Origin of the sequence: Pseudomonas sp. X4 (assembly GCF_040784925.1) — a bacterium.
Classification (GTDB): Bacteria; Pseudomonadota; Gammaproteobacteria; order Pseudomonadales; family Pseudomonadaceae; genus Aquipseudomonas; species Aquipseudomonas putida_Z.
In genome coordinates, this window is sequence record NZ_CP160798.1 from 1026521 (window position 1) to 1047382 (window position 20862).

Annotated in this window: 19 protein-coding genes; 10 read left to right on the plus strand and 9 right to left on the minus strand. The window is 63.9% G+C overall.

Features of this window, described 5'->3' with window-relative positions:
• Positions 1-34 precede the first annotated feature (34 nt).
• On the plus strand, positions 35-793 hold the full coding sequence (locus ABX298_RS04420; RefSeq protein ID WP_025340343.1) for an SDR family NAD(P)-dependent oxidoreductase: 759 nt from the start codon (positions 35-37) through the stop codon (positions 791-793).
• 202 nt (positions 794-995) lie between these two features.
• Here the strand turns inward: ABX298_RS04420 and ABX298_RS04425 are convergent, their stop codons facing one another.
• From ABX298_RS04425 to ABX298_RS04455, 7 genes are all read right to left on the minus strand, one after another.
• On the minus strand, positions 996-1853 hold the full coding sequence (locus ABX298_RS04425) for an HlyD family secretion protein (protein ID WP_075046110.1): 858 nt from the start codon (positions 1851-1853) through the stop codon (positions 996-998).
• A gap of 12 nt (positions 1854-1865) precedes the next feature.
• Complete coding sequence (locus ABX298_RS04430; protein ID WP_025340345.1) at positions 1866-2072, minus strand: DUF1656 domain-containing protein; 207 nt, start codon at positions 2070-2072, stop codon at positions 1866-1868.
• Entirely contained in the window at positions 2059-4047 is a 1989-nt protein-coding gene (locus ABX298_RS04435) for an FUSC family protein (RefSeq protein WP_075046111.1), read from the minus strand. The genes ABX298_RS04430 and ABX298_RS04435 overlap by 14 nt, the downstream gene beginning before the upstream one ends.
• Before the next feature lie 295 nt (positions 4048-4342).
• Positions 4343-4459, minus strand: a complete 117-nt coding sequence (gene ccoM, locus ABX298_RS04440; protein WP_025340347.1) for a cytochrome c oxidase subunit CcoM — start codon at positions 4457-4459, stop codon at positions 4343-4345.
• A gap of 135 nt (positions 4460-4594) precedes the next feature.
• A complete protein-coding gene (locus ABX298_RS04445) occupies positions 4595-4756 on the minus strand; it encodes a hypothetical protein (protein ID WP_075046112.1) in 162 nt (53 codons plus the stop codon).
• A gap of 67 nt (positions 4757-4823) precedes the next feature.
• Complete coding sequence (locus tag ABX298_RS04450; RefSeq protein WP_075046113.1) at positions 4824-5153, minus strand: aspartate-semialdehyde dehydrogenase; 330 nt, start codon at positions 5151-5153, stop codon at positions 4824-4826.
• A 63-nt stretch (positions 5154-5216) separates the two neighbouring features.
• Positions 5217-5912 carry a M949_RS01915 family surface polysaccharide biosynthesis protein gene (locus ABX298_RS04455; RefSeq protein ID WP_025340349.1) on the minus strand — a complete coding sequence of 232 codons (696 nt, stop codon included), beginning with the start codon at positions 5910-5912 and terminating at the stop codon, positions 5217-5219.
• A 161-nt stretch (positions 5913-6073) separates the two neighbouring features.
• Between ABX298_RS04455 and rapA the strand changes: the two genes are divergently transcribed.
• Together rapA and ABX298_RS04465 are read left to right on the plus strand one after the other, a co-directional pair.
• Positions 6074-8920, plus strand: a complete 2847-nt coding sequence (rapA, locus tag ABX298_RS04460; RefSeq protein WP_367394126.1) for an RNA polymerase-associated protein RapA — start codon at positions 6074-6076, stop codon at positions 8918-8920.
• A gap of 320 nt (positions 8921-9240) precedes the next feature.
• On the plus strand, positions 9241-11505 hold the full coding sequence (locus tag ABX298_RS04465) for a putative bifunctional diguanylate cyclase/phosphodiesterase (RefSeq protein ID WP_367394468.1): 2265 nt from the start codon (positions 9241-9243) through the stop codon (positions 11503-11505).
• On the opposite strand, the gene ABX298_RS04470 is transcribed toward ABX298_RS04465, so the two are convergent.
• Entirely contained in the window at positions 11405-12292 is an 888-nt protein-coding gene (locus tag ABX298_RS04470) for an NAD(P)-dependent oxidoreductase (RefSeq protein ID WP_075046117.1), read from the minus strand. The genes ABX298_RS04465 and ABX298_RS04470 overlap by 101 nt on opposite strands.
• Before the next feature lie 264 nt (positions 12293-12556).
• Positions 12557-12868 (minus strand): DUF2288 domain-containing protein, encoded by a 312-nt coding sequence (locus ABX298_RS04475; protein WP_085590181.1) that lies wholly within the window; start codon positions 12866-12868, stop codon positions 12557-12559.
• 359 nt (positions 12869-13227) lie between these two features.
• Between ABX298_RS04475 and ABX298_RS04480 the strand changes: the two genes are divergently transcribed.
• The 7 genes from ABX298_RS04480 (at position 13228) to ABX298_RS04510 (ending at position 20716) form a co-directional block, all read left to right on the plus strand.
• Positions 13228-14343 (plus strand): branched-chain amino acid ABC transporter substrate-binding protein, encoded by a 1116-nt coding sequence (locus tag ABX298_RS04480; protein WP_025340355.1) that lies wholly within the window; start codon positions 13228-13230, stop codon positions 14341-14343.
• Between the two features lie 185 nt (positions 14344-14528).
• Positions 14529-15452, plus strand: coding sequence for a high-affinity branched-chain amino acid ABC transporter permease LivH (gene livH, locus ABX298_RS04485; RefSeq protein WP_025340356.1), 924 nt, complete (start codon positions 14529-14531; stop codon positions 15450-15452).
• Positions 15449-16705 carry a high-affinity branched-chain amino acid ABC transporter permease LivM gene (locus ABX298_RS04490; protein ID WP_025340357.1) on the plus strand — a complete coding sequence of 419 codons (1257 nt, stop codon included), beginning with the start codon at positions 15449-15451 and terminating at the stop codon, positions 16703-16705. Before livH ends, ABX298_RS04490 begins: the two co-directional genes overlap by 4 nt.
• Positions 16702-17469: a high-affinity branched-chain amino acid ABC transporter ATP-binding protein LivG gene (gene livG / locus ABX298_RS04495; RefSeq protein WP_025340358.1), complete on the plus strand. Its 768-nt coding sequence runs from the start codon at positions 16702-16704 to the stop codon at positions 17467-17469. Before ABX298_RS04490 ends, livG begins: the two co-directional genes overlap by 4 nt.
• Positions 17470-18171 carry an ABC transporter ATP-binding protein gene (locus ABX298_RS04500; RefSeq protein WP_013973921.1) on the plus strand — a complete coding sequence of 234 codons (702 nt, stop codon included), beginning with the start codon at positions 17470-17472 and terminating at the stop codon, positions 18169-18171.
• Between the two features lie 159 nt (positions 18172-18330).
• The gene (locus ABX298_RS04505) at positions 18331-19005 is read left to right on the plus strand and encodes a COG3650 family protein (protein ID WP_025340360.1); all 675 of its coding nucleotides are present in this window, start codon (positions 18331-18333) and stop codon (positions 19003-19005) included.
• Between the two features lie 103 nt (positions 19006-19108).
• Positions 19109-20716: an NAD(P)/FAD-dependent oxidoreductase gene (locus ABX298_RS04510; RefSeq protein WP_046614721.1), complete on the plus strand. Its 1608-nt coding sequence runs from the start codon at positions 19109-19111 to the stop codon at positions 20714-20716.
• The last annotated feature ends 146 nt before the right edge of the window (positions 20717-20862 follow it).

Here is a 20862-nt window from a genome sequence, read left to right on the forward strand (position 1 = left end):
CCTGTGCTCATCAGCCCACCATGAGGTTTTCACCATGACCCGCAAGATTGCCCTGATCACTGGCGCCAGCCGCGGCCTGGGCCGCAACACCGCCGAACACCTGGCCGCACGCGGCATCGATGTCATCGGCACTTACCACAGCAAGGCCGAGGAAGCCCAGGCCGTGGCCGTGCGGCTGGAGCAGGCCGGGGTCAAGGCCGCCATGTTGCAACTGGACGTCAGCGACAGCGCCAGCTTTGCCGGCTTCGCCGAACGCCTGGGGGCAACCTTGCAGCAACACTTCGGTCGCGAGCGTTTCGACTTTCTGGTGAACAATGCCGGGATCGGCTTGAACGTGCCATACACCGAAACCAGCGAGGCGCAGTTCGACCAGTTGCTGAACATCCAGCTGAAAGGGCCGTTCTTCCTCACCCAGCGCCTGCTGCCGCTGCTGGTCGACAATGGCCGCATCGTCAACATTTCCACTGGCCTGGCGCGCTTTGCGCTGCCGGGGTATGCCGCCTATGCCGCGATGAAGGGGGCGATGGAGGTGCTGACCCGCTACCAGGCCAAGGAACTGGGCGCGCGTGGTATTCGCGTGAACATTCTGGCGCCGGGGGCGATCGAGACGGACTTTGGCGGCGGCGTGGTGCGGGACAACCGCCAGGTGAATGAATACATTGCCGGCAACACGGCGCTGGGGCGGGTGGGCTTGCCGGATGATATCGGGGCAGCGATTGCGCTGTTGCTGGAAGATGGCAATGGCTGGATCAACGGGCAACGGCTGGAGGTTTCAGGCGGGATGTTCCTCTGAGGTCAGGTTTTCTGGGGCCGCTTTGCGGCCCATCGCCGGCAAGCCAGCTCCCACCTCGACTGCATCGACCTCAAGCATTGTGCAGTACCTGTGGGAGCTGACTTGCCGGCGATGAGGCCAGGACAGGCAACACAGGACAGTTGCTCCCACCACCGCATGAGCCTGGGTTGCCAGCGATCGGGCCACAGAGTAGCCACCTGCCTCATTGCTCATGCACCTGCACACTGGCCGTCATCCCCGCACTCAGGGTCACCCCCTCCGGCACCTGGTCCAGGCGGATCCTCACCGGTATCCGCTGCGCCAGGCGTACCCAGTTGAAGGTCGGCTCAACCTCCGGCAGCAACTGGCTGTCGGGGTTACTGTTGCGGTCGGTGATACCACGGCTGATGCTCTCCACATGCCCTTGCATCGGCTCGCCCGCGCCCATCAGCCAGACCTTCACCGCATCCCCCACACGAATGCGTGGCAGCTTGGTTTCCTCGAAATAGGCCTGGATATAGAAGGTTGAATCGTCCACCAGGGCCATCACCGATTCCCCGGTGTTCACATAGTTGCCCTCGGCCAGGCGCAGGTTGGTGATATGCCCGCTGCGCGGTGCCCGCACTTCACTGCGCGCCAGGTTGATTCTGGCAACCTGCAACTGTGCCTCGGCCTCATGCAGCTCACCACGGGCGATAGCCGCATTGATCTGGGCGTTTTCCCGCAATTCGGCACTGATCGCCTCCGGCCCAAGGGCGGTACGCCGGGCCGCTTCACGCTCGCGCAGGCGCAGTTGCTGGCTGCGGGTCTCGGTTACCGCGCTGGCCTGGTCGAAGGCCGCCTGGAAGCGTTCGCGGTCGATGCTCATCAGCAGGTCGCCGGCCTTGACCTGCTGGTTGTCACGGGCCTTCAGCTCGCGCACCCAGCCGGACACATCAGGGGCGATCACCACCACATCGGCGCGCACACGGGCATCGCGGGTCCAGGGGGTGAGCATGTAGTACTGCCACAGCTGATAGCCGGCGAACACGGCAAGGGCCACCACACACAAGGTGACCAGGGTACGTACGGCCGCACGCATCGAAACACTCCTTTATAAAGCTCCCAGCAGTCGCACCACCAGGAACAACACACAAACGAACAACGCCGCGTCGAACAGCGCTTCATGCCAGATCCAGCGCCCCAACGGCGTGGCCTGCACCACCAGACGCAACAACCCGGTAAGCACCAGCGCCAGCAACACATAAACAAGGAAGGGGCTGAACAGCACGCCGCCCACTTCCCACTCACGCAACCCCATGGGCTTCCTCCTGCCAGCGGCACCACTTGCCCCAGCTTTTCTGCAGTTGCAGCACCGCCCCTTCGGCCAACCGCAGCGGATCGCTGGAGGGTAGACGGCGCAAGGCGCCAATGAACTGTTCGCTGGCGGCATCCAGGCGCTGACCACGCCCGGGCGCCGGCCCCTTGGCCAGCACGGCCTCTACCTGCTGCAGGTAATCGCGCTCGGCCCGCCCCAACGGGGCCTGGGCAACCGCCAGGCACATGCGCAGGTGCACCAGTTCGTCGCCGATATCCAGGCCGTGCAGGCCGTCGTCCCAGCGCTTGCGTTCGCTCTCGGGCAGTTCGCCGGCATGCCGCGCCAGTTGCATCAGGCGGTCGGCCATGCGCCCGCCAAACCAGCTGTCGGCCCCGCGCAGGTCGCGCCGGGTCAGGCGCACCAGGTCGTTCTGGGTCGCCGCACGCAGGCGCCGGCCCAGCCAGGCTGGGTGGCGGAACACCAACAAACGGAAGGCCATCACCGCTGCCGACACACCCACGAGCATGGCCAAGGCACTGTTGAGCATGGTGGCCACGCCGAACTGCATGGCGTTGAGCGGCGACACCAGCACGATGAAATGCAGGCAATAGGAGGTGGCCGTGGCCCCGGTCCGCGGGTGAGCCATGCCCAGCGCACCAAGAAACAGCGGCACGCCCATGCCCAGGCAGAGCATGGCGAAGCTGCTCCATTGCGGCAGCAGAATCTGCCCGACCAGAAACGCCGCAGGTATCGCCAGGAAAATCCCACGCAGGAAGCTCAGGCCGATCTGCGCGCCGTTCTCGCGGCTGGCGAACAGGCTGCAGACCACGCAGGTCAGCACCAGGCCACCTGGTGCCGAAGGCCAGGCGGTGGCCAGCCAGAAGCCACTCATTACCAGAAAGGCCAGCGCACTGCGTGAGCCGAACAGCAAAGCCAGCGACCAATCGCGGTGCGCGGCCAGGCCTTGGGACACATCCTTGGGCGCCCTGCCCGCCTCCACATCGTCCAGCGCCTGACTGGCAGCCATGGCGTAATCCAGCAGCAGCGCCATGCGCGCCAGGCAGAAGTGCTCCGCCGGGCTGATCTGTTCATCGTGGGCAGCATCCCAGATGCGCTGGCGCAGCAACAACAGGCTCGGCTGGTCGGGCTTGCCCAGCAGTGCACGCACTTCCTCCAGCCAGTGTGCCAGGCGTTCGGCCTCGCGCTCATCAAGTTGCCGCCACTGCCGGCGCACCGAACGGGAAATGCGCAACAGCACCATCAGTTTCTGGCTCAGGCCACGAATGGCACGAGCGCGCTGGCGCCCGCGGTTGCCTTCGAACCAGGCGTGTTCGCGTTGGCTGTCGATGGCAACGATACGCCCCAGGCTTTCCAGCAGGCCTTTGCGCGCCTCGTCTTCGCCGCCCAGCATGGCACTGGCGGCCTGCAGGCCGTTCTGCCAGGCCTGGCGGGCCTGCCCGCCCAGTTGCTGCTCTACCCGCATGGGCCAGAGCAAGGCACTGCTGGCGGTGGCACAGAAGATACCCAGGCAGATCTCGGTGCAGCGCGCCACGGCCTGGTCGAACACCTGCAACGGGTGGTCGATGGCCGGCAGGGCAATGATCGCCGCGGTGTAGCCTGCCAGCACGAAGGCATAGGCCCAGGCGCTGCGCAGTTGGGTGGAGGCGGCGGTGCACAGGGCCAGCCACAGGGCCAAGGTGAGCAGGAACAGCCATGGGGTCTGGGCAAACAGGCCGATGAACAGCACCGACGCAAACGTGCCGACCAAGGTACCGGCCAACCGCGCCAGGCCCTTCTGCACCACCATGCCCGACAACGGCTGGGCGACGATGAAAGCGGTCATCAGTGCCCAGGACGGTTGCTCCAGGCCCCAGCGCATCGCCAGCCACAGCGCCAGGCCGCCACCGAGCAGGGTCTTGATGGCGAACTTGAGGGCGAGGCTGCTGGGGGCGAACAGGGCCTGGAGGGTGATGGGCACGAGACGGACCTTGCGAAGATGGTCTTGTAGAAAGATAGACAATGGTGGGAAGGATAAAGCGGAAACGATTAATTAGCTAGCTAATCATCTTTGTTATGAACAGGCTCTCCTGTGCTGCCTTCTTCGCGGGCACGCCCGCTCCTACATGGGACCGCGCACAGTCCAATCCTGTGAAGTCATTGTGGGAGCGGGTTTACCCGCGAAGAGGCCGGCACAGGCAACACAAAAATTGCAGGCAAAAAAATGGGCGACCGAAGTCGCCCTAAATGCCTTGCGTGCTCGTGTACCCGGAAGGTCAGCGCGGCTTGCGCTTGTTCGAGTCCTTCCAGATGAAAATGCCCAGACCGGCAAAGAAGACGACCATCAACCCGACCGTTACCACTCCGGCGATAACCACGTTGTCGAAGAACATGCTGGCCTCCCCATTCGTTTGCCGTTGTCCGATGGGTGCAAGTTAACCAATGTGGGGGCGGGGAAAATTGATCGGTGTCAATGGTGCCCGGGGCCGGGCACGCGAGGCGGGTGCAGGGTTGACCTGCGTCAAGTTTCAGCGCTTCTTCGGCTTGCCCTTGGGCTTCTTTTTCTTGGCGGTGTTCAACGGCAGGGCCTGCTCGAACGCATTGCGCATCTCGTTCAGGCGCTTTTCCTTGAGGTCGTGGACGCGCTTGGCGCGTTCGGCATCGAAATCGATGAGGTTGTCTTGGCTCATGGGTGGGCTCGACGATCAACTGAGACTTGCATGATGAAGCCAGGCGCTGGCGCTGACCAGCCCCATGTCAGACTTCGATGTCCACCAGCAGCCCCTGGCGTACATGCTCGCCCATCAACGGCGCCACCGGCACGGTGTTGTCGGCGTTGACCTCGTCACCGGGCATCGCACTGTAGCGTTCGTCGTCGCCCTTGTGCCGGCGTTGCTGCTGGCGGCGCTGCTCGTCGCGCAGCAGCAGCGCCTGCTCCTGCGGGTCACGCTGGTGCTTGAGGTCGATGGCACTTTCACCGGATGCAGGCTGCGTCGGCACCACCGGCTTGATGTCGGGTGTCGGCTTGACCGGGTCCTGTTGCGAGGTCACCGGCGCGGCACTGAGCGGAATGATCGGTGGCAGCATGGACGTTCTCCTATGCCCCCTGTATCGGCAGGCGCGGGCTTACCTTGATGGCAGACACAACACTTATTCGGCTTCGTCGTCAGGGTCGTCGTCGCTTGGCGGGCTGGCCTCGCTCCAGGGCCGCTTGTACACCTGCTGCCAGACCGCGTCCATGTGCTCGCGCAGCACCTGCGGCGCGGCCTTGAGCGAAGCGCTGTCCTCACGCTCACCGCCGATCGGCTCTTCACCCGCCGGGGTGATCAGCGACTGGCCGGTGATGCTGTAGCTGGCCTGCCCTTCGCGCATCTCGATGGCGATGTCGTGCGGGTCGATGCCACCGCCGCAGAAGGCGTGGCTGGCGACCGTCACCTCAGCGACGCCGTCCTTGTTCAGGTCGCCGACATCGCTTACGTCGTTATAGAAGTCCACGTCCAGGTCCAGGCCGGGGCAGGTGGTTTCCTGTTCGATCTGCCAGCGCGCCTTGAACGCGTCGTTTTCGGCGGTGCGCCCGTACAGCGTGGCCTTGAGTACCACCTTGTCCACTTCCTGCTCGCTTTCCGGGTCGCTGGCCTGGCCATCGCTGCGGCTCAATACCAGCAGGCCTTCACCGTCGCGGTCACGAAAGTGCACGCTCTTGATCGGTGTCTGCACGCCCAGTACCTCGAGCTGCTCGATCGGGATGGCGGGCAAGGTCTCGAAGTTTTTCTGCTCGCAGGCGGCCAGCAGCAACAGGCTGCCCACGGCCATCGAAGTGCTGATCCAGCGGTGCTTGGCAGACATGTTGATCCGGGGCCCTCGTCGGCAGCACGGTGGGGGGCGATGAAGCGGCTAGACTGTTGCTACCTATCGCACTTCGGCACCTTTCGATGCGCTCGGCACTTTGGTCTGACCGGCCGATCCGTTAACATAACCGGCTTTTTCATCGCGGGAGTTCAGGCAGTATGGCGCAGCAGTATCAACCGGGGCAACGCTGGATCAGCGACAGCGAAGCCGAGCTCGGCCTGGGTACCATCCTGGCGCAGGATGGCCGCCTGTTGACCGTGCTCTACCCGGCCACTGGCGACACCCGCCAGTATTCCCTGCGCAATGCGCCGCTGACCCGCGTGCGCTTCTCGCCAGGTGACCAGATCACCCACTTCGAAGGCTGGAAGCTGACCGTGCGCGAGGTCGAGGACATCGACGGGCTGATGGTCTACCACGGCCTGGACGGGCAGAACCAGCCGCGCACCCTGCCGGAAACCCAGTTGTCGAACTTCATCCAGTTCCGCCTGGCCAGCGACCGCCTGTTCGCCGGGCAGATCGACCCGCTGTCGTGGTTCAGCCTGCGCTACAACACCCTGCAGCACACCAGCAAGCAGATGCAGTCGGCGCTGTGGGGCCTGGGCGGCTGCCGTGCCCAACCCATCGCCCACCAGTTGCACATCGCCCGCGAAGTCGCCGACCGCAGCGCGCCGCGCGTCTTGCTGGCCGACGAAGTGGGCCTGGGCAAAACCATCGAAGCCGGCCTGGTGATCCACCGCCAGCTGCTGTCGGGCCGCGCCAGCCGCGTTCTGATCCTGGTACCAGAAAACCTCCAGCACCAGTGGCTGGTGGAAATGCGCCGCCGCTTCAACCTGCAGGTGGCCCTGTTCGACGCCGAGCGTTTCATCGAAAGCGACGCCAGCAACCCGTTCGAGGATGCCCAGCTGGCGCTGGTGGCCCTGGAGTGGCTGGTCGACGACGAAAAGGCCCAGGACGCGCTGTTCGCCGCCGGCTGGGACCTGATGGTGGTGGACGAAGCCCACCACCTGGTCTGGCACGAAGACCAGGTCAGCGCCGAATATGGCCTGGTCGAACAGCTGGCCCAGGTGATCCCGGGCGTGCTGCTGCTCACCGCCACCCCCGAGCAGCTCGGCCAGGACAGCCACTTCGCCCGCCTGCGCCTGCTCGACCCCAACCGTTTCCACGACCTGGCGGCCTTCCGCGCCGAGAGCGAGCACTATCGCCCGGTGGCTGAAGCCGTACAGGAACTGCTCGACGAAGGCCGCCTGTCGCCCAAGGCCCACGCCACCATCCAGGGCTTCCTGGGTGCCGAAGGCGAAGCCCTGCTGGCCGCGGTCAGCGACGGCGATACCCAGGCCAGCGCGCGCCTGATCCGTGAGCTGCTCGACCGCCACGGCACCGGCCGCGTGCTGTTCCGTAACACCCGCGCGGCGATCCAGGGCTTCCCTGAGCGCCAGCTGCACCCTTACCCACTGGCCACGCCTGAGCAGTACCGCGACCTGCCAGCCGGCGAACATGCCGAGCTGTACCCGGAAGTCGCCTTCCAGGCCCAGGGCGAGGTGGCCGATGACGAGCGCTGGTGGCGTTTCGACCCGCGCGTCGACTGGCTGATCGACACCCTGAAGATGCTCAAGCGCACCAAGGTGCTGGTGATCTGCGCCCATGCCGAAACCGCGATGGACCTGGAAGACGCCCTGCGCGTGCGCTCCGGCATCCCGGCCTCGGTGTTCCATGAAGGCATGAGCATCCTCGAACGCGACCGCGCCGCCGCCTACTTCGCCGACGAAGAGTTCGGCGCGCAGGTGCTGATCTGCTCCGAGATCGGCAGCGAAGGCCGCAACTTCCAGTTTGCCCACCATCTGGTTATGTTCGACCTGCCGGCGCATCCCGACCTGCTAGAACAGCGCATCGGCCGCCTCGACCGTATCGGCCAGAAGCACACCATCCAGCTGCATATCCCGTACCTGCAGGACAGCCCGCAAGAGCGTCTGTTCCAGTGGTACCACGAAGGCCTCAACGCCTTCCTCAACACCTGCCCTACCGGCAACGCCCTGCAGCACCAGTTCGGCCCACGCCTGCTGCCGCTGCTCGAAGGTGGCGAAAGCAAGGCCTGGGAAGCCCTGGTGGCCGATGCCCGCAGCGAGCGCGAACGCCTGGAAGCCGAACTGCATACCGGCCGTGACCGCCTGCTGGAGCTCAACTCCGGCGGTGCCGGCGAAGGCCAGGCGCTGGTCGAGGACATTCTCGAACAGGACGATCAGTTCGCCCTGCCGATCTACATGGAAACCCTGTTCGACGCCTTCGGCATCGACAGCGAAGACCATTCCGAGAACGCCCTGATCCTCAAGCCGAGCGAGAAGATGCTCGACGCCAGCTTCCCGCTGGGCGACGACGAAGGCGTGACCATCACCTACGACCGTGGCCAGGCGCTGTCGCGCGAGGACATGCAGTTCCTCACCTGGGAGCACCCGATGGTGCAAGGCGGCATGGACCTGGTGCTGTCCGGCTCGATGGGCAACACCGCTGTGGCGCTGATCAAGAACAAGGCGCTCAAACCCGGCACCGTGCTGCTTGAACTGCTGTTCGTCAGCGAGGTGGTGGCACCGCGCAGCCTGCAACTGGGCCGTTATCTGCCACCGGCGGCATTGCGCTGCCTGCTCGACGCCAACGGCAACGACCTGGCGTCCCGCGTGGCCTTCGAAACCCTCAACGACCAACTGGAAAGCGTGCCGCGCGCCAGCGCCAACAAGTTCGTCCAGGCCCAGCGCGACGTGCTTGCCCAGCGCATCAGCAGTGGCGAGGCCAAGGTCATGCCGGCCCACATCGAGCGCGTGGCCGAGGCCCAGCGTCGCCTCACAGCTGAAGCCGACGAAGAACTGGCTCGTCTGGTCGCGCTGCAAGCGGTCAACCCGAGCGTGCGCGACAGCGAGATCGAAGCGCTGCGCAAGCAGCGCGAAGAGGGCCTGGCGATGCTGGAAAAGGCCGCCCTGCGCCTGGAAGCCATTCGCGTGCTGGTGGCTGGCTAATACAGGTCAGACACCGCCGCCTTTGTGGGAGCGGCCTTGTGTCGCGAAAGGGCCGCAACGCGGCCCCAGGATTGACGCGCAATAGTTGAAATTGCTGGGGCTGCTTTGCAGCCCTTTCGCGACACAAGGCCGCTCCCACAGGGGGGCCAATTTCCAGAACCCATGTAGATATTCCTGGCTGCGATCAGGCTCATAACCAAATCGTAGGAATCAATATGCCATTAGTCAGGAAGGGTTAAACACCTCTTCCTATACTGCCTCTGGACAGTCTGCACAGGGTTGTAGCGCAGACGAGTGAAAACTCGATCATGAGGCATTCCATGGAATGGCTGGGGCTGCAACTGTTCGCCGATCTGCCGGCAACCGGGCGCATCGTCATTGATTGCCGGCATGAACCGTTCCTGGTTCTGCTCGCCTACTTCGTCGCCTGTGCGGCCTGCTTCGCCACCCTGGACATGGCCGAGCGCCAATCCCACAGCGAAGACCCCACCGCCCACCGACAATGGAATATGCTCGGTGCCTGCTGCCTTGCTGGTGGCATCTGGGCCATGCACTTCATCAGCATGCTGGCCTTCCAGGCGCCAGTTGAAGTGCATTACGACGCGTCCCTGACCATCCTTTCGCTGCTCATCGCCCTGGCCGTCGCCTGGCTGGCCATGCACAGCCTCGACCGCAGCCAGATGCAAACACACCATTACCTGCAAAGTGCGGTACTGATCGGCCTGGGTATCATCGTGATGCATTTCGTAGGCATGGCCGCCCTGGAAACCGGCGCCCGCCAGTACTACCAGTCCGGCCTGCTGCTGGCCTCGGCCACCATTGCCCTGCTCACCAGCCTGACCGCGCTGTACCTGGCCCGCTACTTCCGGCATGGCAGCGGTACCCTGCACCAGGCCATGAAGTACGGCGCCAGCCTGCTGATGGCCGGCGGTATCGTCGCCACCCACTTCACCGCGATGTCGGCCATGACCCTGGTCATCCCGGCAGACACCGCCCTGCGCCTGCCCTCTGGTGACAACAGCCTGCAACTGGCGCTGGGCATCGGCTTCATCACCCTGCTGATCAGTGCTGCCAGCATCAGTACCGCGCTGGCCGACAAGAAGCTGCAAAGCAAGGAGCACGACCTGCGCCGGGTCAGCGTGCTGCTCAGCCAGCTCGACCAGGCCCGCGCGTCGTTGCAGCAGGCCGCGCACTACGATGCCCTGACCAGCCTGGTAAACCGCCGCGGTTTCAACCAGGTGTTCGCCGAACGCCTGGCCGAACACCAGGCCACGGAAAGCCACCTGGCAGTGATGTTCCTCGACATCGACCATTTCAAGCGCATCAACGACAGCCTCGGTCACGACGCCGGCGACGAACTGCTCAAGGTGATCGCCAGCCACATCAAGGCCGCCACCCGCAACCACGACCTGGTCGCACGCTTTGGCGGCGACGAGTTCTGCGTGGTCACCAGCCTCAACAACCGCGACGAAGCCCGCCACCTGGCCCAGCGCATCATGCAGAGGATGAAAGAGCCCATCAACCTGGGCGGCCGGCGCATGGTCATGACCACCAGCATCGGTATCAGCATCTTCCCCGACGACGGCACCACCGCCGAAGAGCTGCTCAAGCATGCAGACCTCGCCCTGTACCAGTCCAAGGGCAACGGGCGCAACAGCCTGAACTTCTTCAACGACAGCCTGAAGACCCAGGCCTCGATTGCCCTGCAACTGGAAGAGGAACTGCGGGTGGCCCTGCTCGAGGAGCATGGGCTGTGCGTGCACTACCAGCCGATCTTCGACCTGCACAGCAGGCAAGTGGCCAAACTGGAGGCCCTGGTGCGCTGGCGACACCCGCAACACGGCCTGCTCGGGCCCGATCGTTTTGTCGCCATCGCCGAAGCCAACGGGCTGATCATCGACCTCGACCTGTGGGTGCTGCGCCACGCTTGCGCCGACCTGGCCTACCTGCAGCGCCACGGCCATGGCAACCTCAAGGTCACGGTCAATTGCTCGGCCGTCACCCTCAGCCACGACGAACTGCCCAACGAAGTGGAAAAGGCGCTGTTCCACGCCGGGCTCGCACCCCGGCAGCTGGAACTGGAAGTGACCGAGAACGCCCTGATGGGTGACATCCAGCGCACGGTCAACCTGCTCAAGCGCGTGCGCGCCCTGGGCGTGGCGCTTTCGATCGATGACTTCGGCACCGGCTACTCGTCACTGGCCTACCTCAAGCGCCTGCCGCTGGACGTGCTGAAGATCGACCGCAGCTTCCTGCAGGATGTGCCGGGCAGCCAGAAGGACCGCGAGATCGTCCAGGCGATCATCGTCATGGCGCATACCCTGCATCTGCAGGTGGTCAGCGAGGGCGTGGAAACCGCCGAACAGCTGGCGTTTCTCGAAGCCCACGGCTGCGACTACCTGCAGGGCTACCTGCTGGGCCGCCCGGAGCCGCTTGCCGAACTGCGCTCGCTGCTGGAGCGGCTGCAGCACCAGGGCGGCGTGTTCAGCCCTTGCTGCGATACAGCTCAACCAGGGTCGCCGGATCTTTTTGCAGGTAACCCTGGCTTGCGTGCAGGCGCATCAATTGTGCGGCAAGGCCACTGAGCGGCGTCGCCGAGCCTTGCTCGCGGGAAAACTTGACCGCGCCATCGAGGTCCTTGAGCAGCGTGCGCACGTGCCACTTGATCGGCTCGAAGCGGCTTTCGGCCATTTGCGGAGCGAGGATCTGCAACGGCTTGGAATCGGCAAAGCCGCCCGCCAGCGCTTCGGCGATCAGCGTCGCATCGACCCCGGACTGTTCAGCCAAGGCCACCACTTCGGCGATCACCAGGGCATTGCAGGCCACGATCATCTGGTTGCAGGCCTTGGTCACCTGGCCTGCGCCCACCGCCCCCATGTGCGTCACCCGCTGGCCGAGTACCTGCAGTACCGGGCGCGCCCGCTCCAGGTCGGCCGCCTCGCCACCGACCATGATCGCCAGGGTGCCGGCTTCGGCCCCCGGCGTACCGCCGGAAACTGGCGCGTCCAACCAGGCCATGCCGCACAGCGCTGCCAGTTCGGCGGCCATTTCACGGGTGGCGGTTGGCTCCAGGCTGGAGAAATCGATCAGCAACTGGCCGCTGCGCCCGCCCTGGGCGATGCCTTGCTCGCCGAACACCACTTCGCGGACCACGGCCGTGTCGGCCAGGCACAGCAGCAGCATGTCGCTGTCGCGGCACAGTTCGGCAGGGCTGCTGGCCAGGCGCGCGCCGGCGGCGACCAGTGCAGCGCACTTGTCCGGGCTGCGGTTCCATACCGTCAGCGGGTAACCCGCGGCCAGCAGGCGGCGGCACATGGGCAGGCCCATCAGGCCGATGCCGGCGAATCCAAGCGAAGGTAGTTTTGAGTTCATCAATGACTCCGGACAAATTCGATATCGATCCGGGCCGCTTTGCGGCCTTCGCGGGCGCGCCCGCTCCCACGGGACCAGCGCTGGTCTGAAGAGCAACATCTGACCTGTGGGAGCGGGCATGCCCGCGAAGGGCTGCAAGGCAGCCCCCATTACGCATCCCGTAAACTGTTACCGCCACGCCGAATTGTTACTTCCCTCTACCCGCTTTGAGCGCCTTCGAGCACCAAAACAGGGCTGCTGCGCATTTTCGCGCACCAAAAGCGATCACGCCTCTGCCGGGGGCTTCACCTGGATCACGATGAACGGCGAAACCACCACCGCCCAGATCTCTGGATCGCGGCTTTGCAGGTCATGGGCCTGCTCGGCGGTCACCGGCCCAACAGTGCCATCACTACGCCACTTGGCGAAGATCTCGCTGCGATTCTCGGCCATCGCCTCGGCAACGGTGATCAGGTCGAGGCTCGGGTCGACCCAAATCAGGTCACCCTTGGCCCAGAAACGCTCCAGCGCTTTCCACTCGATGATTGCCGTCTCGCCAAGCAATTTGGCATAGAGGGTGCTTGTTTGATCAGTCATGGGTGGTTTCCGCAAAAATCGGCCAATAAAAAAGGTCGGCATTTTTGCAGAAAAACCCGGTTTCAAATATGTAATTTGGTCGATTGATCCCGAACTTGTGGGGCGGGGTCGCAGATGCAGGCAGTTTGATGGCGCCTTTCTGTATCTTTGTGTCGACCATGCGACAACCCAGGAAGCAGGCACTTTTCGACCGCTTTTCAAGCGCTCGAACAGCGCTCTACACTGTACCGGTACAGTTCCGGGACATGTTCCGGGGGAAGGTGGGCTTGCGCGTTGGCATGGCCACGCCGCAAATCCCGCCCGGTCTGTAGCCCTGGCCGCCAGGACTATAAGAATTACAACAGAATGAGTGGAGCACTATGATCAAGATTTCCAAGCTGTTCGCCGCAATGGTTCTGGCAGGGGTAGCCAGCCATTCGTTTGCCGCCGATACCATCAAGATCGGGATTGCAGGTCCCAAGACCGGCCCTGTGACCCAGTACGGCGACATGCAGTTCATCGGCGCAAAGCAAGCCATCAAGGATATCAACGCCGCGGGCGGCGTGGATGGCAAGATGCTCGAAGCCAAGGAATACGACGACGCCTGCGACCCTAAACAGGCCGTTGCAGTCGCCAACAAAGTGGTCAACGACGGCGTCAAGTTCGTCATCGGTCACCTGTGCTCCAGCTCCACCCAGCCTGCGTCCGACATCTACGAAGACGAAGGCGTGATCATGATCACCCCGGCCGCCACCTCCCCGGAAATCACCGCGCGTGGCTACAAGCTGATCTTCCGTACCATCGGCCTGGACAGCGCCCAGGGCCCGGCTGCCGGCAACTACATCGCCGACCACGTCAAGCCGAAGGTGGTCGCCGTCCTGCACGACAAGCAGCAGTACGGTGAAGGCATCGCTACCGCGGTCAAGCAGACCCTGGAAGGCAAAGGCACCAAGGTTGCCGTGTTCGAAGGCCTGAACGCCGGTGACAAGGACTTCTCCTCGATCATCCAGAAGCTCAAGCAGAACAACGTCGACTTCGTCTACTACGGCGGCTACCACCCAGAGCTGGGCCTGATCCTGCGCCAGGCTCAGGAAAAGGGCCTGAAAGCCAAGTTCATGGGCCCGGAAGGCGTGGGCAACGACTCCATCTCGCAGATCGCCCAGAACGCCTCCGAAGGCTTGCTGGTGACCCTGCCGAAGTCGTTCGACGCGGACCCTGCGAACAAGAAGATCGTCGACGCCATCAAGGCTGACGGCAAGGACCCAAGCGGCCCGTTCGTGTTCCCGGCCTACTCGGCTGTCGAGCTGATCGCCCAGGGCATCAAGGCCGCCAAGTCCGAAGACGCCGAGAAGGTGGCCGAGGCCATCCACGCCGGCTCCTTCAAGACCCCGACCGGCACCCTGTCGTACGACGAGAAGGGCGACCTGAAAGACTTCAAGTTCGTGGTCTACGAATGGCACTTCGGCAAGCCGAAGACCGAAGTCTCCCCTCAGTAACTGCGTGACTAATAGCTGACCGTAGAAGCCCACTGTGCGAGCAGTGGGCTTTGTTTTACGAGGTTCATGGGCCTGATCCCCGCGATCCGGGGGCGGGCTCACCTGAAAATCTTAAAACCGTCACCCGCGGTTTCCTGGCCTACCCCCGCCAGCGAAATGCAAATCAGGTTTTTAGGAGCGCTGTAATGCCTGAGATCTACCATTTCTTCCAACAACTGGTTAATGGATTGACCATCGGCAGCACCTATGCCTTGATCGCCATCGGCTACACGATGGTGTACGGCATCATTGGCATGATCAACTTCGCCCACGGCGAGGTGTACATGATCGGTTCCTACGTGGCCTTCATCGCCCTGGCGGGCCTGGCCATGATGGGTATCCATTCGCTGCCGATCCTGATGACCGTCGCCTTCGTCGCGACGATCTTCGTCACCAGTGCCTATGGCTACAGCATCGAACGGGTTGCCTACCGCCCCCTGCGCAACAGCAACCGACTGATCCCGCTGATTTCCGCCATCGGCATGTCGATCTTCCTGCAGAACACCGTCTTGCTTTCGCAAGACTCCAAGGACAAGTCCATCCCCAACCTGATCCCCGGAAGCTTCTCGTTCGGGCCGGGCGGCGCGGAGGAAGTACTGATCAGCTACATGCAGATCCTGGTGTTCGTGGTCACCCTGGTGGCCATGACCTGCCTCACCCTGTTCATCTCCCGTTCCCGCCTGGGCCGCGCCTGCCGCGCCTGCGCCGAGGACATCAAGATGGCCAACCTGCTGGGCATCAACACCAACAACATCATCGCCCTCACCTTCGTCATCGGTGCCGCCCTGGCGGCGGTGGCGGCCGTGCTGCTGAGCATGCAGTACGGGGTGATCAACCCCAACGCCGGTTTCCTGGTGGGCCTGAAGGCCTTCACCGCGGCGGTGCTGGGTGGCATCGGCAGCATTCCGGGCGCCATGCTCGGCGGGCTGGTGCTGGGCGTGGCCGAAGCGTTCGGTGCCGATATCTTCGGCGACCAGTACAAGGACGTGGTGGCATTCGGCTTGTTGGTTCTTGTCCTGCTATTCCGGCCGACCGGCATCCTGGGCCGCCCGGAGGTTGAAAAAGTATGAACAGAAATCTCAAACAGGCGTTCTTCAGCGCCTTGCTGGTATGGGCCGTGGCCTTCCCGGTACTGGGCCTGAAACTGAGCATCGACGGCATCAGCCTGTCCGTGCACAGCCAGGGCTCGTTCAACCTCAGCATCATTGCCCTGTGCTCTGTGCTGATGTTCCTGCGCGTGCTGTTCGACAAGCAGTGGAACTCGGTAATGGGTCGCCGTTCGGATCGCAAGCTGATCCCGCCGGCGGTCAGCAACTACCTGACCCTGCCGAAGACCCAGCGCTACGTGATCATGGGCCTGATCGTCGCGGCACTGGTGTGGCCGTTCTTCGGCTCGCGCGGTGCGGTCGACATTGCCACGCTGATCCTGATCTACGTGTTGCTGGGCCTGGGCCTGAACATCGTGGTCGGTTTGGCAGGCCTGCTCGACCTCGGTTACGTCGGCTTCTACGCCGTAGGCGCCTACAGCTACGCCATGCTCTCGCACTACCTGGGCTGGAGCTTCTGGGTATGCCTGCCGATCGCCGGCCTGATGGCCGCTACCTTCGGCTTCCTGCTCGGCTTCCCGGTGCTGCGCCTGCGCGGTGACTACCTGGCGATCGTGACCCTCGGCTTCGGCGAGATCATCCGCCTGTTCCTGCGTAACCTCACCGACTGGACCGGCGGCCCCAACGGCATCAGCAACATCCCCAAGCCAGAGCTCTTCGGCCTGACTTTCGAACGCCGTGCCGCCGAGGGCATGCAGACCTTCCATGAGTTCTTCGGGCTGGAATACAACTCGATCAACAAGGTCATCTTCCTCTACCTGGTGGCCCTGCTGCTGGCCCTGCTGGCGCTGTTCGTGATCAACCGCCTGCTGCGCATGCCGATCGGCCGCGCCTGGGAAGCCCTGCGCGAAGACGAGATCGCCTGCCGTGCACTGGGCCTGAACCCGACCGTGATCAAGCTGTCGGCATTCACCCTGGGCGCCTGCTTCGCCGGTTTCGCCGGCAGCTTCTTCGCTGCGCGCCAGGGGCTGGTGACGCCGGAGTCGTTCACCTTCATCGAGTCGGCGATCATCCTCGCCATCGTCGTGCTCGGCGGCATGGGCTCACAACTGGGCGTGATCCTCGCGGCCATCGTGATGATCCTGCTGCCCGAGCTGATGCGTGAGTTCAGCGAATACCGGATGCTGATGTTCGGTGCGCTGATGGTGTTGATGATGATCTGGCGTCCGCAAGGCCTGCTGCCTATGCAACGTCCACACATGGAGCTGCGTCGATGAGCCGCGAAATTCTGCAAGTCAGCGGCCTGAGCATGCGCTTCGGCGGCTTGTTGGCGGTCAACGGCGTGGGCCTGACCGTCAAGGAAAAACAGGTGGTGGCACTGATCGGCCCGAACGGCGCCGGCAAGACCACGGTGTTCAACTGCCTGACCGGCTTCTACAAGCCCAGCGGCGGCACCATCCTGCTCGATGGCCAGCCGATCCAGGGCCTGGCCGGGCACCAGATCGCCCGCAAGGGCGTGGTGCGGACCTTCCAGAACGTGCGCCTGTTCAAGGAAATGACCGCGCTGGAAAACCTGCTGATCGCCCAGCACCGCCACCTGAACACCAACTTCTTCGCCGGCCTGTTCAAGACCCCGAACTTCCGCCGCAGCGAGAAGGAGGCCATGGAGCGCGCGCAGTACTGGCTGGAGAAGGTCAACCTGACCGAGTTCGCCAACCGTACCGCCGGCACCCTCGCCTACGGCCAGCAGCGCCGCCTGGAAATCGCCCGCTGCATGATGACCCAGCCGCGCATCATCATGCTCGACGAACCGGCAGCGGGCCTGAACCCGAAGGAGACCGAAGACCTCAAGGCGCTGATCGCCTACCTGCGTGAGTCGCACAACGTCACCGTGCTGCTGATCGAGCACGACATGAAGCTGGTGATGAGCATTTCCGACCATATCGTGGTGATCAACCAGGGCACCCCCCTGGCCCACGGCACGCCGGAAGAGATCCGCGACAACCCTGACGTGATCAAAGCCTACCTGGGGGAAGCGTAAATGCTGAAGTTCGAGAACGTTTCCACCTTCTACGGCAAGATCCAGGCGCTGCACAGCGTGAACGTGGAGATCAACCAGGGCGAGATCGTTACCCTGATCGGCGCCAACGGTGCCGGCAAGTCGACCTTGCTGATGACCCTGTGCGGCTCGCCGCAGGCGCACAGCGGCAGCATCAAGTACCTGGGTGAAGAACTGGTCGGCCAGCCGTCCTCGCACATCATGCGCAAGAGCATCGCGGTGGTGCCGGAAGGCCGCCGTGTGTTCTCCCGCCTGACCGTCGAGGAAAACCTGGCGATGGGCGGTTTCTTCACCGACAAGGGCGATTACCAGGAGCAGCTGGACAAGGTGCTGCAGCTGTTCCCGCGCCTGAAGGAGCGTTATATCCAGCGTGGCGGCACCATGTCCGGTGGCGAGCAGCAGATGCTCGCCATTGGCCGGGCGCTGATGAGCAAACCCAAGCTGCTGCTGCTCGACGAGCCCTCGCTGGGCCTGGCGCCGATCATCATCCAGCAGATCTTCGACATCATCGAACAGCTGCGCCGTGATGGCGTGACGGTGTTCCTGGTGGAGCAGAACGCCAACCAGGCGCTGAAGATCGCTGACCGGGCGTATGTGCTGGAGAACGGCCGGGTGGTGATGCAGGGTACTGGGGAAGCACTGTTGACCGACCCGAAGGTGCGCGACGCGTACCTGGGGGGTTGACCGGGAAAAGGGCCATCTACTGGCCCTTTTTTCTACCTGCCAGAAATGTATTGCCTGTGCCGGCGATAGGGCCAGCACAGGCAACCATTAACTTGTGATCCAGCGCCAGCCTGAGTAACGTGGCCTGCTTTCACGGCAAAGACCCCCGGAGCCCGCCCCATGCGCCTCACCCCCACCCTGCTGCTCACCGCCCTGCTGCCCCTGTTCGCCGGCTGCCAGCTCATGGCTGACGCCCCCAGCGACCCGAACATCGGCACCACGCGCATGCAGGGCGAGTTGCGTGCCGCCGGTGGCCAGCTGCTGTTCAAGCCGTGCAGCGAAAACCGCACTTTCGTGATCAACGACGTCGCCGCCACCGGCATCCTGCAGGAGGCCGCCAACCTCGCCAAGGACGCCAATGACAAGCTGTTCGCCGACGTCCGTGGCCGCCTCACCGGCAGCAGGCAGGCCAACAACGACGGCCAACTGGAGGTTCGTCGCCTGTACCGCCTGGAACCTTCCACCCGCGCTTGTGAAGACCCCAACTTCAAGCAGCTGACCCTGCGCGCCAACGGCCACGAGCCGGAATGGGACATCAAGGCCAGCGGCAAAGGCATGGTGCTCAACCGCGTCGGCCAGGAACCCCTGCCCCTGCCCTTCCTGGAAGAAGAAGTGCCCGGCGGCGGCCTGACCCTGACCAGCGAAGCCAACGGCCAGCACGTGGAGCTGTGGGTCGCGCCACAACGCTGCGTAGACACCGCCACCGGTGCCATCCACCACCTGCGCGCCGAACTGCGCATCGACGGCAAGACCCTGCAGGGCTGCGGTTACTACGGCGGTGCGCGCGACAACTGATCGCCGGGCGCTTTTATCCTGCCAGTCGGGGCGGCGAACAGCTTATACTTGGCGGTTTGTGTAAAGCCGCCGGCCGCCCATGGCCGGGATACTGGACCCTGCCATGCTACGAATCACCGAACTGAAGCTGCCCCTGGATCATCCCGACGAAGCCCTGCGTGAAGCCATCGTCCAGCGCCTGGGCATCCGCGACGAGCAACTGCTCAGCTTCAACCTGTTCAAGCGCAGCTACGATGCGCGCAAGAAGAACAGCGAACTGCTGTTCATCTACACCATCGACCTGGAAGCCAGCAACGAAGCCGAACTGCTCAGCAAGTTCGCCGACGATCGCAACATCGGCCCGGCGCCAGACGTGACCTACAAGTTCGTCGGCCAGGCCCCTGCCGATCTGCAGGAGCGCCCGATCGTGGTCGGCTTCGGCCCGTGCGGCATCTTCGCCGGCCTGTTGCTGGCACAGATGGGCTTCAAGCCGATCATCCTCGAGCGCGGCAAGGAAGTGCGCCAGCGCACCAAGGACACCTGGGGCCTGTGGCGCAAGAGCGTGCTCAACCCCGAGTCCAACGTGCAGTTCGGCGAAGGCGGCGCCGGTACCTTCTCCGACGGCAAGCTGTACAGCCAGATCAAGGACCCGCAGCACCACGGCCGCAAAGTGCTGGAAGAGTTCGTCAAGGCCGGTGCGCCGGACGAGATCCTGTACATCAACAAGCCGCACATCGGTACCTTCCGCCTCACCGGCATGGTCGAGCAGATGCGTCAGGACATGATCGCCCTCGGCGCCGAAGTGCGCTTCCAGCAGAAGGTCACCGACCTGCTGATCGAGGATGGGCAGCTGACCGGCGTGGTGCTGGAGAGCGGCGAACAGCTGCACTCGCGCCATGTGGTGCTGGCCCTGGGCCACAGTGCCCGCGACACCTTCCGCATGCTGCATGCCAAGGGCGTGTACATGGAAGCCAAGCCGTTCTCGGTGGGCTTCCGCATCGAACACCCGCAAACGCTGATCGACAAGGCGCGCCTGGGCAAGTACGCCGGTCACCCGAAACTTGGTGCCGCCGACTACAAGCTGGTGTACCACGCCAAGAACGGCCGTTCGGTGTACAGCTTCTGCATGTGCCCGGGCGGCACCGTGGTCGCCGCCACCAGCGAGCCAGGCCGGGTGGTTACCAACGGCATGAGCCAGTACTCGCGTAACGAGCGCAACGCCAACTCCGGCATAGTCGTCGGCATCGACCCCGAGCGCGATTACCCGGGCGGCCCGCTGGCCGGCATCGAGCTGCAGGAGCGCCTGGAAGCCCACGCCTACGTGATGGGCGGCAGCAACTACCAGGCCCCGGCGCAGCTGGTGGGTGACTTCGTCGCCGGCCGGCCGTCGACTGCACTGGGCAGTGTCGAGCCGTCCTACAAACCGGGCGTGACCCTGGGCGACCTGGCGCCAAGCCTGCCGGACTTCGCCATCGAGGCCATTCGCGAGGCACTGCCGGCGTTCGACCGGCAGATCAAGGGCTACAACCTGCATGATGCAGTGTTGACCGGGATCGAGACCCGCACCTCGTCGCCGCTGCGCATTACCCGCGGTGAGGACTTCCAGAGCCTGAACCTGAAGGGGCTGTTCCCGGCGGGTGAAGGGGCTGGGTATGCGGGCGGGATCCTGTCGGCGGGTGTCGATGGCATTCGTATCGCCGAGGCGGTGGCGCGGGATATGCTCGGCCTCTGAGCCTTTATTACATGCCAGGGCCTCTTCGCGGGTAAACCCGCTCCCACAGGTACTGCACAGGTATTGAAGACTGTGATGTACCTGTGGGAGCGGGTTTACCCGCGAAAGGGCCACTGCAGACATCAGAAAAATCCACAACAAACATC

Coding starts and splice junctions, on each gene's coding strand:
- ABX298_RS04505 (WP_025340360.1), top strand. CDS start 18,331: ATGCGCCTCACCCCCACCCTGCTGCTCACCGCCCTGCTGCCCCTGTTC.
- ABX298_RS04425 (WP_075046110.1), bottom strand. CDS start 1,853: ATGCGTGCGGCCGTACGTACCCTGGTCACCTTGTGTGTGGTGGCCCTT.
- ABX298_RS04510 (WP_046614721.1), top strand. CDS start 19,109: ATGCTACGAATCACCGAACTGAAGCTGCCCCTGGATCATCCCGACGAA.
- livH (WP_025340356.1), top strand. CDS start 14,529: ATGCCTGAGATCTACCATTTCTTCCAACAACTGGTTAATGGATTGACC.
- livG (WP_025340358.1), top strand. CDS start 16,702: ATGAGCCGCGAAATTCTGCAAGTCAGCGGCCTGAGCATGCGCTTCGGC.
- ABX298_RS04475 (WP_085590181.1), bottom strand. CDS start 12,868: ATGACTGATCAAACAAGCACCCTCTATGCCAAATTGCTTGGCGAGACG.
- ABX298_RS04430 (WP_025340345.1), bottom strand. CDS start 2,072: ATGGGGTTGCGTGAGTGGGAAGTGGGCGGCGTGCTGTTCAGCCCCTTC.
- ABX298_RS04480 (WP_025340355.1), top strand. CDS start 13,228: ATGATCAAGATTTCCAAGCTGTTCGCCGCAATGGTTCTGGCAGGGGTA.
- ABX298_RS04450 (WP_075046113.1), bottom strand. CDS start 5,153: ATGCTGCCACCGATCATTCCGCTCAGTGCCGCGCCGGTGACCTCGCAA.
- ccoM (WP_025340347.1), bottom strand. CDS start 4,459: ATGTTCTTCGACAACGTGGTTATCGCCGGAGTGGTAACGGTCGGGTTG.
- ABX298_RS04470 (WP_075046117.1), bottom strand. CDS start 12,292: ATGAACTCAAAACTACCTTCGCTTGGATTCGCCGGCATCGGCCTGATG.
- ABX298_RS04420 (WP_025340343.1), top strand. CDS start 35: ATGACCCGCAAGATTGCCCTGATCACTGGCGCCAGCCGCGGCCTGGGC.
- ABX298_RS04490 (WP_025340357.1), top strand. CDS start 15,449: ATGAACAGAAATCTCAAACAGGCGTTCTTCAGCGCCTTGCTGGTATGG.
- ABX298_RS04455 (WP_025340349.1), bottom strand. CDS start 5,912: ATGTCTGCCAAGCACCGCTGGATCAGCACTTCGATGGCCGTGGGCAGC.
- ABX298_RS04465 (WP_367394468.1), top strand. CDS start 9,241: ATGGAATGGCTGGGGCTGCAACTGTTCGCCGATCTGCCGGCAACCGGG.
- rapA (WP_367394126.1), top strand. CDS start 6,074: ATGGCGCAGCAGTATCAACCGGGGCAACGCTGGATCAGCGACAGCGAA.
- ABX298_RS04445 (WP_075046112.1), bottom strand. CDS start 4,756: ATGAGCCAAGACAACCTCATCGATTTCGATGCCGAACGCGCCAAGCGC.
- ABX298_RS04500 (WP_013973921.1), top strand. CDS start 17,470: ATGCTGAAGTTCGAGAACGTTTCCACCTTCTACGGCAAGATCCAGGCG.